Origin of the sequence: Ensifer sp. NM-2, assembly GCF_003024455.1 — a bacterium.
GTDB classification, from domain to species: Bacteria; Pseudomonadota; Alphaproteobacteria; order Rhizobiales; family Rhizobiaceae; genus Ensifer; species Ensifer canadensis.
Map to the genome: position 1 here is coordinate 1 of NZ_PVZR01000014.1, position 14,010 is coordinate 14,010.

General features: G+C 58.8%; 13 protein-coding genes and 1 pseudogene. 7 read left to right on the plus strand and 7 right to left on the minus strand.

Annotated features, from left to right (window positions below; all coding sequences use genetic code 11):
• Window positions 1-133 (plus strand): adenylosuccinate synthetase (locus tag C6558_RS24210; protein WP_199197051.1); only part of this gene is annotated, 133 nt, incomplete at its 5' end.
• Between the two features lie 545 nt (window positions 134-678).
• Window positions 679-1,443 carry a GntR family transcriptional regulator gene (locus tag C6558_RS24215; RefSeq protein ID WP_107027822.1) on the plus strand — a complete coding sequence of 255 codons (765 nt, stop codon included), beginning with the start codon at window positions 679-681 and terminating at the stop codon, window positions 1,441-1,443.
• A gap of 54 nt (window positions 1,444-1,497) precedes the next feature.
• On the opposite strand, the gene C6558_RS24220 is transcribed toward C6558_RS24215, so the two are convergent.
• Complete coding sequence (locus C6558_RS24220) at window positions 1,498-2,691, minus strand: diaminopropionate ammonia-lyase (RefSeq protein ID WP_107027823.1); 1,194 nt, start codon at window positions 2,689-2,691, stop codon at window positions 1,498-1,500.
• Here C6558_RS24220 and C6558_RS24225 point away from each other — a divergent pair.
• Window positions 2,684-3,277 carry an Lrp/AsnC family transcriptional regulator gene (locus C6558_RS24225; protein WP_371412291.1) on the plus strand — a complete coding sequence of 198 codons (594 nt, stop codon included), beginning with the start codon at window positions 2,684-2,686 and terminating at the stop codon, window positions 3,275-3,277. The genes C6558_RS24220 and C6558_RS24225 overlap by 8 nt on opposite strands.
• Before the next feature lie 44 nt (window positions 3,278-3,321).
• On the opposite strand, the gene C6558_RS24230 is transcribed toward C6558_RS24225, so the two are convergent.
• Complete coding sequence (locus tag C6558_RS24230; protein ID WP_245449208.1) at window positions 3,322-4,437, minus strand: ABC transporter substrate-binding protein; 1,116 nt, start codon at window positions 4,435-4,437, stop codon at window positions 3,322-3,324.
• A gap of 348 nt (window positions 4,438-4,785) precedes the next feature.
• On the opposite strand from C6558_RS24230, the gene C6558_RS41700 reads away from it, so the two are divergent.
• From C6558_RS41700 to C6558_RS24250, 4 genes and pseudogenes are all read left to right on the plus strand, one after another.
• On the plus strand, window positions 4,786-4,977 hold the full coding sequence (locus C6558_RS41700) for a helix-turn-helix domain-containing protein (RefSeq protein ID WP_371412297.1): 192 nt from the start codon (window positions 4,786-4,788) through the stop codon (window positions 4,975-4,977).
• Window positions 4,974-5,075, plus strand: a pseudogene (locus C6558_RS24240) (aspartate 1-decarboxylase); the annotation flags it as partial. The gene C6558_RS41700 and the pseudogene C6558_RS24240, both read left to right, overlap by 4 nt.
• 59 nt (window positions 5,076-5,134) lie before the next feature.
• The gene (locus C6558_RS24245; protein WP_107027827.1) at window positions 5,135-6,190 is read left to right on the plus strand and encodes an XdhC family protein; all 1,056 of its coding nucleotides are present in this window, start codon (window positions 5,135-5,137) and stop codon (window positions 6,188-6,190) included.
• A gap of 38 nt (window positions 6,191-6,228) precedes the next feature.
• A complete protein-coding gene (locus C6558_RS24250; RefSeq protein WP_158268956.1) occupies window positions 6,229-7,155 on the plus strand; it encodes a molybdopterin-binding protein in 927 nt (308 codons plus the stop codon).
• A gap of 463 nt (window positions 7,156-7,618) precedes the next feature.
• Here the strand turns inward: C6558_RS24250 and C6558_RS24255 are convergent, their stop codons facing one another.
• From C6558_RS24255 to C6558_RS24275, 5 genes are all read right to left on the minus strand, one after another.
• Window positions 7,619-8,845 (minus strand): 2Fe-2S iron-sulfur cluster-binding protein, encoded by a 1,227-nt coding sequence (locus C6558_RS24255; protein ID WP_107027829.1) that lies wholly within the window; start codon window positions 8,843-8,845, stop codon window positions 7,619-7,621.
• Window positions 8,842-9,672: a xanthine dehydrogenase family protein subunit M gene (locus C6558_RS24260; RefSeq protein WP_107027830.1), complete on the minus strand. Its 831-nt coding sequence runs from the start codon at window positions 9,670-9,672 to the stop codon at window positions 8,842-8,844. Before C6558_RS24260 ends, C6558_RS24255 begins: the two co-directional genes overlap by 4 nt.
• A complete protein-coding gene (locus tag C6558_RS24265; protein WP_107027831.1) occupies window positions 9,669-12,068 on the minus strand; it encodes a xanthine dehydrogenase family protein molybdopterin-binding subunit in 2,400 nt (799 codons plus the stop codon). The genes C6558_RS24260 and C6558_RS24265 overlap by 4 nt, the downstream gene beginning before the upstream one ends.
• Before the next feature lie 153 nt (window positions 12,069-12,221).
• Window positions 12,222-13,613, minus strand: coding sequence for an NAD(P)(+) transhydrogenase (Re/Si-specific) subunit beta (locus C6558_RS24270; RefSeq protein WP_107027832.1), 1,392 nt, complete (start codon window positions 13,611-13,613; stop codon window positions 12,222-12,224).
• A complete protein-coding gene (locus tag C6558_RS24275; RefSeq protein WP_107027833.1) occupies window positions 13,610-13,921 on the minus strand; it encodes an NAD(P) transhydrogenase subunit alpha in 312 nt (103 codons plus the stop codon). The genes C6558_RS24270 and C6558_RS24275 overlap by 4 nt, the downstream gene beginning before the upstream one ends.
• Between the last annotated feature and the right edge of the window lie 89 nt (window positions 13,922-14,010).

Here is a 14,010-nt window from a genome sequence, read left to right on the forward strand (position 1 = left end):
GGCAGATCTTCCGGCACAGGCGATCAAGTATGTTCGCCAGGTCGAGGAACTCATCGGTGCACCGGTGGCTCTTCTTTCGACCAGCCCGGAGCGGGACGACACAATACTTGTGACGGACCCCTTTGAGAACTAGGAGGAATCGCTTCCCAGTTGCCCAGGCAATGCGCATCCTGACAAAAAGTCGAGTGCAACTGGCTGCAGCTTTCCAGAATCGAGTGCATTCATCGACACAGCAAAATTCCGAGCAACCGTCCCTGCAACTCCGAGCGCTCGGAAGGGGGAGGTGGCCGCCAGTCGCCACCTCCCCTCCCTAGCCTCTAACAGGCAATGGGCAGGCCTGATGCCCCCTACTCAAACATCAAGTAGGGTGGTAGGAAAATTGCGCAGATCACCCTGACTTTATTTGGAAGAATAAGCGCGCACTGGGCGGAATTCCGAAGACCCGTGTTGGCGTCCGCAGCAGTACCGCAGTCGATGCAGCCAGTGGATATGAAATGATCATCCGGCAATACATGCAACAGACTGCCACTTGACCTCGAAAAAGAGAAAGACACACGTGACGTCAAGAAAGCCGCCGCGCAGATCTTTCGATGGCGTCTGCACACGCGAATCTGGCAGTCACCCATGACCACTACGCAAGCACTAGTAAATTGATTCTATCTGTCGTACATTGAGTACATGAAAAAAACTTCCGCTATTCATGATCGCAGTCGTGTTCCCCTCTACGTCCAGGTCGCTTCCGTTATGCGGCAGCGAATTGAAACAGGGCATTGGTTGGAAGGCGACAAAATATCGACACTCGAGGAACTCGAGGCCGAGTTCGGCGTGGCCCGCGTCACCATTCGGCAAGCCATCGAATTGTTGAGGGACGAAGGCCTGCTCGACGCCCAACAGGGTCGCGGTACTTTCGTATCTGGGAGGCCGAAGCACAATCGTTGGCTCAACCTTGCCAACGACTTCGATAAGGTTGTCGCCTCAATCAAGGACAACGTTATCAAACGGGTCCACATCGAGGAGAATGTTGCCATTCCGGACTTGGCCGAGGGCGAAGGTGTCCCTGCGGCTGCCTACACATTTTTGCGCAGCATTCAGTACAACCAGGGAGAACCTTTTTCCGCAGTCAGTCTCTATCTTGCACAGCACATCTTCGATCGGGATCCGAAGCGCTTTACCAATGCGGCCGCTCTGCCAATGATTGTCGAGATGCAGGACGTAGAGATCGCGCATGCCTATCAAACGCTGACTATCGGTGTGGCGGATCCGGAAACCGCTGAACAACTGAAAATTGGCCTTGGCGAACCCACGGCTGATTGCAGGCTTGTTCTTCTGGACAAAAACGGAGTCGCGCTCTACGTCGCCGACATTCACTACCGGAAAGATTGTTTTGCGCTACGAGTCGACCTGCTTGACAAATCAAGAACGCGAAGCAGAGCCCTCGCCTGAACCCCAGCGTGAACGTTGGCCGCGCATAACCAGGCGCGCGGCCAACATCGGTAACTAGACCGCCTCAAGTACTCGTTTCGGAGCAAATCCGACGATCGCCTCGTACCGCGCCTTATCCGTCGCGCCTTCAGTATTGATCACAAAGATTCGCGAAGACGCATCGAGTTGAAGTGCGGCGCGCTCCCGGGGGTGCTGTAACACGCGCAGAAGGCCCGCCAGTCCTGCGGCACCGCTTTCCCCTGCAACGATGGCAGGATCACCGGCCAAGGGCTGAGCAAGACGCCGCATCGTCTCGGCGGCGTCCTCCTCGCCCACAGTCATGAATGCATCGGCTTTCCTCGCCAAAACGCGCCACGCAACAAGCGAGGGCTCGTAGCACTCAAGCATGGCCATGATTGTCGGCTCAGCGTGGTCTACCTTGACCAGGTGGCCAGCGCGCGCGCTTTCGAAAACGCAGGCGGCACGGTCAGGCTCGACAACGATAAATCGCGGGCGGCTACTGCCAAACACGATATCGAAATAGCCCGCTACTGCCGCCGCCAGGCCGCCGACCCCCGCCTGTATGAAGACATGGGTAGGAGCTTCGGGAAGTGCACTGATCGCTTCGCGCAGCATCGCCGTGTACCCCTGCATCACGAGAGCAGGAATTCGCTCATATCCCGGCCACGAAGTATCGGAGACGACGACCCATCCATTCTCGTTGCAAATCCGCTCGGCCGCGATAACCGAGTCATCGTAGGTGCCTTCGATCCGGATCATCTCGGCGCCGTACTGAGCGATCGCCGCGACACGCTCGTCTGTTACGCCGGAATGGACGAAGATTGCGGCCTTGGCACCAACCAACTGGGCACCCGCTGCCACGGACTTGCCGTGGTTTCCGTCCGTTGCGCAGCCAACGGTCATGGTTTCGGCTACACTGCGCACTTCGGGCGTACCCAGTTCGCTTACCTCGACCGCTCGTCCCAGCCGTCGAGCCGCCTCCTCGAGCACAAGCCTGATCACGGCGTAGGAACCGCCGAGCGCCTTGAAGCTGCCCAAGCCGAGGCGAGAACTTTCATCCTTGACGTGGATGGAACCCACTCCGATTTCCCGGGCGAGACTACCGAGCGACCTCAGCGGCGTGGGAACATGGTTGGGCCGATAGGAAAGAAAGCGCTCGACTTCTTCAGCGGCCGCCAGACTCAGAGTTTCAGCATCGGCTTCGTGGAGCGGAAGATTGTAAAGCGGATGCGAGTTTTGAATGAGCATTCAGAAGTTCTCCTTTGTTGCGAAATTTTGTTGCATTCTGGTTCGTGATTTGGCTCATATGCAGAGCTCTAATGAAATTTTCTTGCACGGAGGCTGTATGCGGCACGGTTTTGGCAGCGCGAAACTTGATCGCCACGACCGGGCGATCCTCGATATTCTCCAGTCGGACAACATGACTCCGCAGCGCCTCATCGCTGAGAAGGTCAACCTCTCGGCAGCTGCTGTGCATCGACGGATTCGCCGACTGCAAGACGAGGGTGTGGTCGTTGGCAATGTCGCGGTTGTCGATCCGGTTCTGATGGGATGCGCGCTCACCATGGTGGTTGAACTGCACGTACGGCGGACGCAGGTGGCGGCGCTTGATACCACATGCCAGAGCTTCATCGACGATCCCGGCGTACAGCAATGCTACCGCGTGACCGGCGGCGCCGATTTCGTGCTCATCGTTAATGTGGCGTCGATGAGCGCTTATGAAGCGCTCACGCGTCGTCTGTTCCTCTCTAATCACAATGTCACGCAGTTCCGAACCTTGGTGGTAATGGATCGTGTCAAGGCCAGCCTCGCCATGCCTTTGTGCAGCGATTAAAAGTCCCCGGCATCGCTGCCGGGGCCAGGCTTGGGGAACTCCGATCAGGAACCGGCGAGAATGATCTTGCCGTCGACGATCCTTATGAGCGTGCCGTTCGTCATGTACTGGCCACTTTCCTGCCCCTCGGGACCGTCTTTGACGAACGTCACCGTTCCGTTCAATGTCGGCACTTCGACGTTCCAGAACGCGTCCCTAATGGCCTTCGGTTCAGCGACGCCTGCCTTTTCAATAGCTGCCTTAATGACGTAAATGCCATCATAACCACGGTAGCTCTCGGTGAGCCCTGCCTTTGTGTGCCCGGCCTTTTCCCACGCGTCGATGAAAGTCTTCGCCTTTTCCGGATGTGCAGATTTCTCAGGTGCCCAAGGAGCGAAGAAGACCATGTGGGTCGTGTTGTTGGCGGCGGTGCCGGCCTGTTCGATGAGTTGATCCGGGTTCTGAGAGCCGCCCGTTGTGATGATCTTCTTTGTGATGCCGAGAGCAGCGGCCTGCTTGAGGACCAGCGTCAGTTGCTCAACCGCTGTCGTGACAATGATCGTGTCCGAATCCGAGGCCTTGATTTTCGAAAGCTGCGCGCTCAGATCCTGAGAGCCTTGGTCCATCATTTCCGTCAGACCGACCTCGATACCTTCCTCGGTGAATGATTTGGAGAAGTCGCCGACGGTGCCGCGCCCCCAATCGTTGTTAATTGCGAGAAAATCGACCTTCTTTATCTGAAGTTCGGGAAGGTGTTTCTTGAACAGTTCGGCCTCCACCCACGACGGCGGGGAGATCCGAAAGATATAGGAGTTACCCTGTTTCGTGATCTTGGACGATGACGACGTTTCGACCAGCATGGGTACACCATACTGCATCAGCTTCGGCATGACTGCCAACGTAAGGCTCGATCCCCACGCGCCCATCATGACGGGAACCTTGTCACTTTCGATTAGCTTTTCAGCGACTGATGCCGCCTCGGTCGGATTGCTCTTATTGTCCTCGATGACCAGCTCAATCTTCTCGCCGAGCACACCGCCATTGGCGTTGATCTCTTCGACGGCGAGTTTTGCCCCATCAACGATATAAGTCCCCGACGCCGCAAAGGGCCCGGTCAATGGCTCATTTACCCCGATCTTGATCGGTTCTGCATATGAGATTGCCGTCGATGCGACCAACAATGCGAGGGTCACGCCGGCGAGATGTGTGCGCTTATTCAATGAACTCTCCTCCCGTCAGAATAGGCAGATAAAACCTAGCCGGCAGCGGCGCTCCCCCTTGGATATCGAGCCGAAGCTCACAGAGCGCGGCAGACCGATTGCTTTGGCAAAAGTATTGTTCTATCTTTAGGACTATCTGTCAATAGTATCAATTTTGCAGCTCGCGTGACGCGGCGCTGCGACTGCCGCTAGCCCGTTTTTCGCGATGCGCCTTGGCGAAGGAGGAGAGAAGTGAACGAACCAAGTCTGGCGGAACCTGCAGCCGCTCTCGACAAGAAACCCAAGGTAGCGTCCTCCGGCGTTTCGGAGGTGCGGCAAGATACGCGCATCCCGCGACGCATAGGTCGCCCGCCAAGCTTGTCTCCGGAGCAGATCGCCTGTGTCCGAACGCTCGTAGTCCAGGGACATTCGGTAGGATCAATCGCCAGGACGCTCAACACCACCAGACAGACGATCATCAGGACAAAGAAGCAATACTCGAACAGACCGACATCCAGATGAGAAAGATCGTCGCTGGAAAACGTCGCGACATCCGGGTCACCGACGCAGACCTGGAGTACCACGGCTCGATAACGCTCAACCCCGATCATTGCGAAGCGGTGCGCGAACGCAAGTCCTTCGGTTTGCAATGGCCGACGTGAGAAAACGGAGAACCGGCATGCAGCCTACCGATGACAACTCAACCACCTGGTCCTCCGACCTCGAAACAGATCCTTTGAGAATTGCCGAAACTTGGTATCAAACCGGTCGACATGTAGCCGTCGCCACGGTGTTCAAAACCTGGGGCTCCGCGCCGAGACCCGTTGGCAGTCATCTGGTGATCGACGAACGGGGGAACTTCGAAGGATCTGTTTCGGGCGGCTGCGTCGAAGGCGCCGTGATCGCGGAAGCTCCCGAAGTCATCGCAACAGGGAAAGCACGGTTGTTGGAATTCGGCGTCGAAGACGAGACCGCCTGGCGGGTCGGCTTGTCGTGCGGCGGTCGCATCGAGATCTATTTACAGAGATTAAGCATTGCCACGTTGCGCCAACTCAACCAAGCGCGAATGAAACGCGAGATTGCTTTAACGGTCACGGCGCTTGCGACGGGTGAATCGCAAATCGTCCATCTTGGGGACCCGCGCCCCCCTGCGTGGCAGGATGCCATCTCAAAGTCGCTACATACGGGCAAAGCGGCAACTTTCGAGGCCGTTGGCGAAGCATACTTCGTAAATCCATATATCCCGCCGCCGCGCATTATGATCATCGGTGCTGTCCATATTTCACAAGCGCTGGCGAGGATGGCGGAGATCGCCGGATTCGAGGTTACGGTTATCGACCCCCGAGCCGCATTTGCTGCCCACGACCGCTTCGAGGGCATCGAGATGATTTGCGCCTGGCCTGAAGATGTTCTGCTCCAACGGCGCTTGGATCGGACTACGGCTTTGGTGGCTGTTACACATGATGCGAAGGTTGACGAAGAGGCAATTCGTGCCGCACTCGAAACTGACTGCTTCTATGTCGGGGCGCTCGGAAGCCGGAAAACGCACGCTAGCCGCGTGGAAAGGCTCATGGCCGCTGGTGTGCAGCGCACGGATCTTGAAAAGATCCGAGCGCCGATCGGCATCGATATTGGCGCCGAGACGCCTCAGGAAATTGCCGTAGCTATTTTGGCCGAGGTCATTGCCGCCCTGCATCGAAGGGATGCGCCCATTGACAGAGGGGTGCCGCGATGAGGTTTGGCCGCGTCAATCTTCGGGATGCGGAAGGAGCGATGCTGGCCCACTCCTTCACGGTTGAGAGCGGCCGCTACCAGAAGGGTCACCGCATCACCAGCCTCGACGTAATGACGCTGTCGGCCGCCGGCGTTGAATCTCTCGTCGTCGCACGCCTCGAGAAAGATGACGTCGAGGAAAACGACGCGGCTGGGCAGATAGCCGACCTCCTCACCCAAGGACATCTGCGCAACACGTCTGCTACTACTGGGCGGGTCAACATCCACTCCGCCGTGTCGGGTCTTTTCACTGCCGACTGCGATATCATCAATCGACTAAACCGCCTGGATGCGGCCATCACGATCGCTTGCCTCGCCGATCATAGCCCTGTTCGCGCAAATGACATCGTTGCGTCGGTGAAGATAGTCCCGTTTGCAGTATCCCGCCAGCAGATCGAGCAGGCGCGAAGGCTGGCGTCATTGATCATTCCCTTCGAAGTGAAGCCTTTTCTGCCACACCGCGTCGCTTTGATCGCGACCACCTTACCTTCCTTGAAACAACAGACGTTAGTGAAAACGCGAACGGTGCTTGCCGAACGTCTGACACGACATGGCAGCAGTCTCGACCGCGAATGGAGAGTGGGACACGACGAAAGCGAGATAGCGGCCGCGATTGAAGCCGCCCTCCCCGACCACGACCTAGTCATTATCTTTGGAGCCTCGGCGGTGGCGGATCCTCACGATGTCCTCCCAACTGCCATACGCCGCGCCGGTGGTGTGGTGGAACATGTCGGCATGCCCGTCGATCCCGGGAACCTTCTCGTTCTTGGACGGGTGAACGAAATTCGAGTGATCGGCGCTCCAGGTTGTGCGCGCAGTCCGCGCCACAACGGTCTGGATCTGATCCTTCATCGAGTTCTGGCTGGCGAATACCCGACATCTTGGGATGTTATGGGGTTAGGTGTTGGCGGCCTACTGGCAACGTGAGAGGTGGATCAGTTCGCTCCCGCCCAACTAGGAGCCCTGCGCCATCAACAATAGCTGTTCGGATTTGATTTTCTCCAGCGTTTCACGCCGAAGGGTTCGGCGGTCGAGCCTGCAGCTCGAGCTGGGAGAGTTTCAATCCTCTTACGACTTCGAGAGCCACTTCGGGGGAGCCGACCGGCAGCAGAAGAATACGCATCACGCGGTCCGCACGGCGGAATGATCTTCGGCACGCCGACGTCGCGCCTTCGAGGCACCAGACGCCTGTGCGCCAGCTGCAGAAACCCGCCATCGTCCGCCTGAGCGGAACAAGGTGTCCTGCCGACTTTCGGCAGCCCCGGACCGTTGCTCCGTACAGCATCGGTGAAGACGGACGCTACAGGGCGCATTTTGAACGTTCACATGCGCGCGTCCCCACACATCGAATAGCCAACCTGGCGGAGCCTCGTCGCTGCTCGTATCGTGCTCAACGACGCCGAACGAGCTTGGCAAAAAGGCGTTTGATTTGGCCAACAAGCACCGAGGACATCAGTGAACCGGCATCAAACTCGGTTATGACGGGGGCGGCTTCCGCAGGCTTGCCCTCGGCTTGATGAGTCAAGCGGGCCTCAAGATTCTGTACGAAAACGGCGATGAGACGATTGGCGACGTCCTGCACAAGACCTGATCGGCTGAACTGCGCAAGCATACCTGTCAGTGTAAAGCCGATTGAGACATCGACACGGGTCTCGCCCGGTCTCGCGCCTTCCTTGACCGCGTAGCCGATGCGGCCCCGTGTCGCCGAATTACTCCGCTTATCTTTGCCAGTGCCGTCAATGGTTCCGGTCCGCGTGGCGTCGTTGCGGGCGATGTCCGCCACGCCGTGGAACTCGGCGCTGATTGGACCGACCTTGACCTTTATCTGGCCTTCGACGTGGCCGTCGACTGGCTCGCCAACCAGTGAGGCGCCTGGCAAGCAGGAGGCAACTTCTCCAACCCGGCCGAAGAAATCCCAGACGACGTCGATCGGATGCGCGACCGTGAAGTTCTGCTCAAACGTGGTTTGTGGTTTCCAACCATCATCTTTACGGGATGCCGCCGGCGCGGTGCCCGGAACCGTTGTTTTCGGTAGCGACGATACGGCCGCAGTGCCACGAGCGACCTGGCTGGCGCTGACCGCCCCGGCATTGCCGGAACCTGCTGGTCCCAAGCGAACCCGTCCACCGTCGGGTATGGCCGCAATCCCGCGGGCACGGCGGTCAGAAATGACGCTCTGTATGGCCCGGGTAATCCCGACGTAGCCGGTGCAGCGACACAGATTGCCACTCATGATGAAGCGGATGTCGTGCTCGGTAGGGTCCTGCATACGCAGGATAACGTCACGCGCGGAAACGAGCATGCCGGGTGTGCAATATCCACACTGGAGTCCATGCTCTTTCATGAAGGCGGTGCGCAGCTCGGCAGCGATCTCGTCGGTGTCGAGCCCCTCCACTGTCGTCACCTCAGCGCCGTCGCACGCTGTCGCAAAGGTGATACAGGAACGTGCTGGGACGCCGTCCACCAGAAGCGTGCAGGCGCCGCAAACGCCGTGTTCACAGCCGATGTGTGTACCGGTGAGGTTGTGATTGTCGCGCAGAAAATCGGCGAGATGGGTGCGAGGCTCGCAGTTCGCACTCGTTGCTTTGCCATTTATGGTGAGATTGACCGTATTCATGCCGTGTACGCTCGCTCGATGGCGCGCCGCAGAGCGGCGACGTGAGTTTGGCGATTGAGCGGATCAGTCATCCCTTCCGCATCAACCAGATCCGCTGCCAATTGGCTATCGAAACGCAGTTCGGATTTCCCATCTCCAATCAGCTGTTTTGCATCCTTGAAAACAAAGGGGCGGCTTTCGGTGGCGCCGATAACGGCACGGCTCACGCCGCGCTCAGGATCCACCATGAAAGTACCGATCGCATGGGCGAACTCGCCGGTCTTGCGGCAGCTTTTGTAGTAGCCCCATCGCGCGGACGGGCTGAGTTTGGGCACAGTCACCGAAATCAGCATCTCGCCCGGTTGAAGGTCTGCTTCCAATGCGCCCAGCATATAGTCCTCGACAGCCAGCGTACGGCTGCCAGCGGGCCCGCGCAGCGTCACCTTTCCGCCCACCGCCGCTAGAATGGAAATCCAGTCCGCCGACGGATCCGCGTGTGTGATGCTTCCACCGATGGTGCCCCTGTTTCGCACGGCGCGGTAGGCGATGCCACGCGCGACGCTCGGAAGCGCGCCGCGGGTGACATCCGGTACACGCAAGTCCTCGAAATCCGCGTGTGTGACGCAAGCCCCCACAACAATCTCGTCGGATCGTTCTTCGATCTTGCGCAGTTCGGCGATACCTGTGATGTCAACGACGAGGTCGGGCTGCACAAGCCGCATATTGAGCATGGGCCCGAGCGATTGGCTACCGGCCATGATCTTTACGCTGCGACTTTCATCGCCGATCAGCGTCAGCGCGGCGGCAACGTCCCCTGGACGCGCGTAGTCGAAATTAACCGGTTTCACGCCAGTTCTCCCTGCACACTTTCCATCTGGGTCGCCTCGCCGGCACCCGACGACCTACCACGGGCCTGGTGAATGGCTTTGAGAACACGATGCGGCGTCATCGGAGAGTGCAACAGTTCGACACCATAACTTCGCAGCGCATCGTTGACCGCGTTACCTATCGCGGCCGGTGGAGCGATCGCACCTCCCTCGCCAATCCCTTTGACACCGAATTCCGTATAAGGCGCCAAGGTCTCCATGTGTTCGAGTCTCGGGGCCGGCACCTCGGTTGGACCAGGAAGCAAATAGTCCGCGAACGTCGACGCAAGCGGCTGGCCGGAGGCATCGAAATTCATTTCCTCGTAAAGAGCCGTCCCTATGCCTTGGGCGAGACCGCCATAGATCTGGCCATCGACAACCATCGGGTTGATGAGCTTCCCACCGTCCTCGACGATAACGTAGTCAAGAATTTCGATGTCACCCATTTCCGGATCCACGGCCACGACAGCCACGTGCGCCGCATAGCTGAATGTACCGGAATCGCGGAGCGGCTTGTGCCCAATCGTCACCTCCAGCCCGCGCGGATCTACGGAGGGAGGCAGGTTTTGCGGCTTGCGGTACCAAGTGTGGGCGATCTCCTCGAGCGTCACGCTACCCGAAGACGCGACGACTGAGCCGTCGACCAAGTCAACGTCCTCGATTTTAGCCTGCAGCAAATGCGCCCCTATGCCCTTGGCGAGCTTGGCCAGCTCCCGCGAGGCAGTGGCGACCGCCCCCCCGGACATTACTGCACAGCGCGAGCCCCAGCTGCCCGTCGAGTACGGCGTATACTCGGTATCCCCGTGAACGAGCTTTATCTTGCCGATGTCAATGCCGAGAACTTCGTGGGCCACCTGCGGCATGGTCGTCTCCATGCTCTGGCCGTGCGAGTGAGCACCGATGCGCAGCTCCAGCCCACCATCCGGCGTCATACGTATCGTCGCCTGCTCATGACCCGGCACCATTGGAATGCCCCAGCCGGCGTAGACCGAGGTGCCGTGTGCGCCCTGCTCGCAATAGATCGAATGACCGATACCGATCAAACGGCCGTCCGGTTCTCCGCGTCGCTGCCGCTCGCGCAGGGCGGGCAGATCCGCAGCCGCTATCGCCCGCCGCAAGGCTTCCGGATAGTCTCCGCTGTCGAAATGCTTTTTGGTGATGTTATCAAAAGGCATCTGCTCGGGCCGGACGAGGTTCTTGAGGCGGACCTCATGGGGTTCCATGCCGCATTCACGAGCAATCGCATCCATCATCAGTTCAATGGCATAGCACACACCGGTCCGGGCGACGCCACGGTACGGCAGGATCGGACATTTGTTGGTCGCCATCGAGTATGTGCGACACCGATAGGACGGGAAGTCGTAGGGGCCGGGCAGAATGCTGGCAACTTGTGCGGCTTCCAGGCAGGCGGAGAATGGATACGAGGAGTACGCGCCGGAGTCGACGTGCGCCACACAATCTACACCACGCAACGTGCCATCCCGATCTGCATATACGGTGATGTCGTAATGGTGCTCGCGACAATTGGCGCCGGCAGTCAGATGCTCGCGGCGATCCTCGATCCAACGGACGGGATGGCCGCACTTCATCGCGTACCAGCCAAGGCAGATGTCCTCAGGCAGGAGGATGCCTTTGTAACCGAAGCCGCCACCAACGTCCGGAGAAATAATGCGAACCTGACGCTGCTGAAGGCCTAGGCATTCCGCAAGGCCAGTGCGCACGATGTGCGGTAGTTGGCTCCCCGTATAGAGCACGAGTTGCTCCATGCGATTGTCCCAGTAGGCGACGGTGCCACGCCCCTCCATCGGTGCCATGCTCTGGCGCGCGGTGGAGATTTTTCGCTGAAGCTTGATTGGCGCATCCAACGCGGCGTCGATGTTGATGTCGACGAATGTCTCCAGGAAAACATTGTCACCCCAGTGTTCGTGCAGGAGCGCCGAGCCGGGCTTGTGCGCTTCCAGCATGTCGTGAACCGCTGGAAGTTCCTCAAGGTCGAGCTCGACCATGGCCGCGAAGTCTTCTGCCTGGGCCCGAGTTTCGGCCACGCACATGGCGACAAGCTCACCAACCTGACGGACTTTTTCGTAAGCGAGAATGGGCTGGTCAGACGGCTTGAAACCAGCCAGTCCGGATACGGCGCGGATCGGCTTGACGCCTTCCAGATCCGCGGCCGTTACAACGTGCTCACGGATTTCGTCCGGCAAAAACACACCCTTGATTTTCGCATGGGCAAGCGGCGATCGGACGAAAGCGACATCCTTCATGCCCGCCATGCGGAGGTCGGCAACAAACTGGCCGCGACCGCGTAGAAGCCTGTCGTCCTCCCTTCGAAGGATCGAAGCGCCGACCCCTTGTGCTTTCACTTTTTGTGCAGCCATTTTCACTCCTTAATGCTCCCAGGAAGCCAGTACCGGTAGCTCGCTACAACGACTGCCTCCCCCCGGCGGAGGCATATCATCTTATTTATAGGACGACAGCAACACCTTATTTCAAAAACGTATGAATGGGACCGTATGCTGCACTCAAGACCATCAGGCCAGCTTGACCTCGGCACCAAGTTGCATGATCGATTGTTTTGCGTCGCCGAAGAGCATGTTGGTCTTCGGCGAGACGAAGAGATCGTTCTCAACGCCCGAGAAGCCTTTTCCACGGCCTCGTTTCAGCACGATGATGCTCTTGGCGTCCTGGACGTTGAGTATGGGCATGCCGTAGATCGGAGAGCTCTTGTTGGTGCGTGCTGCCGGGTTCACGACGTCGTTCGCGCCAACTACCAGAGCAACGTCAGCGTCGGAGAAGCGCTCGTTGATGTCTTCCATGTCAACCAGCTTGTCGTAGGAAATGCCGGCCTCGGCGAGAAGCACGTTCATATGCCCAGGCATGCGGCCTGCGACCGGATGGATTGCAAACCTGACGTCAACACCTCGCTTTTCCATCAGGTCAACGAGTTCGCGGACCTGGTGCTGCGCTTGCGCAACGGCGAGTCCGTAGCCGGGAACGATGATCACACGCTGCGCGAATGCAAGCCTGAGCGCCGCGTCATCGGCGTTGATCGCCACCATTTCGCCCACGGCGCCGCCAGCGGCGGGGCCTCCGTTGTCTCCCTTCTCCGCGCCAAAAGCGCCGAAGAGGACGTTGGAGAAGGAGCGGTTCATCGCCTTGCTCATGGCGACAGACAGGATAAAGCCGCTGGCCCCGTCAAGCGCACCAACCACGATCAGGATGTTGTTGTCGAGCGCAAAGCCAGTGGCGACGGCCGCCAGACCGGCATAGGAGTTGAGCAGCGATACGACCACCGGCATATCGGCACCGCCAATCGGGACAACCAACAGGACGCCCAAGAGCAGGCCAATGACCCCAATAGCAATGAAAAAGGGCGCGCTGTAAGGATCGACAACCAGCCAGAGAAGGCAGACGACGCCGCCCGCAAAGAGCGAGAGGTTGAAGACGTTCTGCCCACCGAAGGTTATCGGGCCCCCTGGCAATAGCTCTTGCAACTTGCCGAAAGCCATCAGGCTGCCGGTCACGGTCAGCGAGCCGAGGAAGACCTCGAAACCAAGCGCGACCGTCTGGCCATGAGTCAGAGTGTGCTCGTGCAGTCCGTGCAGATATTCGCCAACACCGACAAGTGTCGCAGCAAGGGCGCCGAATGCGTGGCTGAAGGCAATACGTTGCGGCATGGCGGTCATCGGAACCCACATGCCCATTGGATAGCCGACAACGCCGCCAACGATAACGCCCACCGCCAGCCACTCATAGCTAACGATACGCTGATCCAGTAGCGTCGCGCAGACCGCGATGAGCATGCCAAAGGCAGCCATTTGCATGCCGCGGCGCGCAGTTGACGGCTGCCCAAGCGAACGAAGCGCGAGAAGGAACAGGGCAGAGGCGAACAAATAGGCCAGTTGGATGAGGGTCGGGATCATTGATTTTGCGTTCCCTTGCTTTCGACCTTGGCCGGCTTGAACATGGCGAGCATGCGGTCTGTGATCAGGAAGCCACCAACGATATTGGCGGTGGCGCAGCCGGCCGCGACAGTGCCAAGCACAGTGCTGAGCAGGCTCTGATCGGCTCCCGCAAGAACCAGGGACGCTACCAGCGAGATGCCCGAAATGGCATTCGTTGCCGCCATCAGGGGGGTGTGCAGCAATGGCGGAATACGGCTGATGGTCTGAAAGCCGACAAACCCCGCGAGAAGAAAAACGAAAAGTTGAATGACGGCAGTCGACGTCATGACCAGTCTCCAAATTGTTGAGCACCGCTGTTGACGCTTTGCGGCGCGAGAATGTGAGTCACAGTCCGGCGGCATCGGCCAGACACCGG

Excerpts from the sequence above, each read along its gene's own strand:
- C6558_RS24215 (WP_107027822.1), top strand. The coding sequence starts at position 679 with ATGAAAAAAACTTCCGCTATTCATGATCGCAGTCGTGTTCCCCTCTAC.
- C6558_RS24225 (WP_371412291.1), top strand. The coding sequence starts at position 2,684 with ATGAGCATTCAGAAGTTCTCCTTTGTTGCGAAATTTTGTTGCATTCTG.
- C6558_RS24220 (WP_107027823.1), bottom strand. The coding sequence starts at position 2,691 with ATGCTCATTCAAAACTCGCATCCGCTTTACAATCTTCCGCTCCACGAA.
- C6558_RS24245 (WP_107027827.1), top strand. The coding sequence starts at position 5,135 with ATGCAGCCTACCGATGACAACTCAACCACCTGGTCCTCCGACCTCGAA.
- C6558_RS24250 (WP_158268956.1), top strand. The coding sequence starts at position 6,229 with ATGCTGGCCCACTCCTTCACGGTTGAGAGCGGCCGCTACCAGAAGGGT.
- C6558_RS24255 (WP_107027829.1), bottom strand. The coding sequence starts at position 8,845 with ATGAATACGGTCAATCTCACCATAAATGGCAAAGCAACGAGTGCGAAC.
- C6558_RS24265 (WP_107027831.1), bottom strand. The coding sequence starts at position 12,068 with ATGGCTGCACAAAAAGTGAAAGCACAAGGGGTCGGCGCTTCGATCCTT.
- C6558_RS24270 (WP_107027832.1), bottom strand. The coding sequence starts at position 13,613 with ATGATCCCGACCCTCATCCAACTGGCCTATTTGTTCGCCTCTGCCCTG.
- C6558_RS24275 (WP_107027833.1), bottom strand. The coding sequence starts at position 13,921 with ATGACGTCGACTGCCGTCATTCAACTTTTCGTTTTTCTTCTCGCGGGG.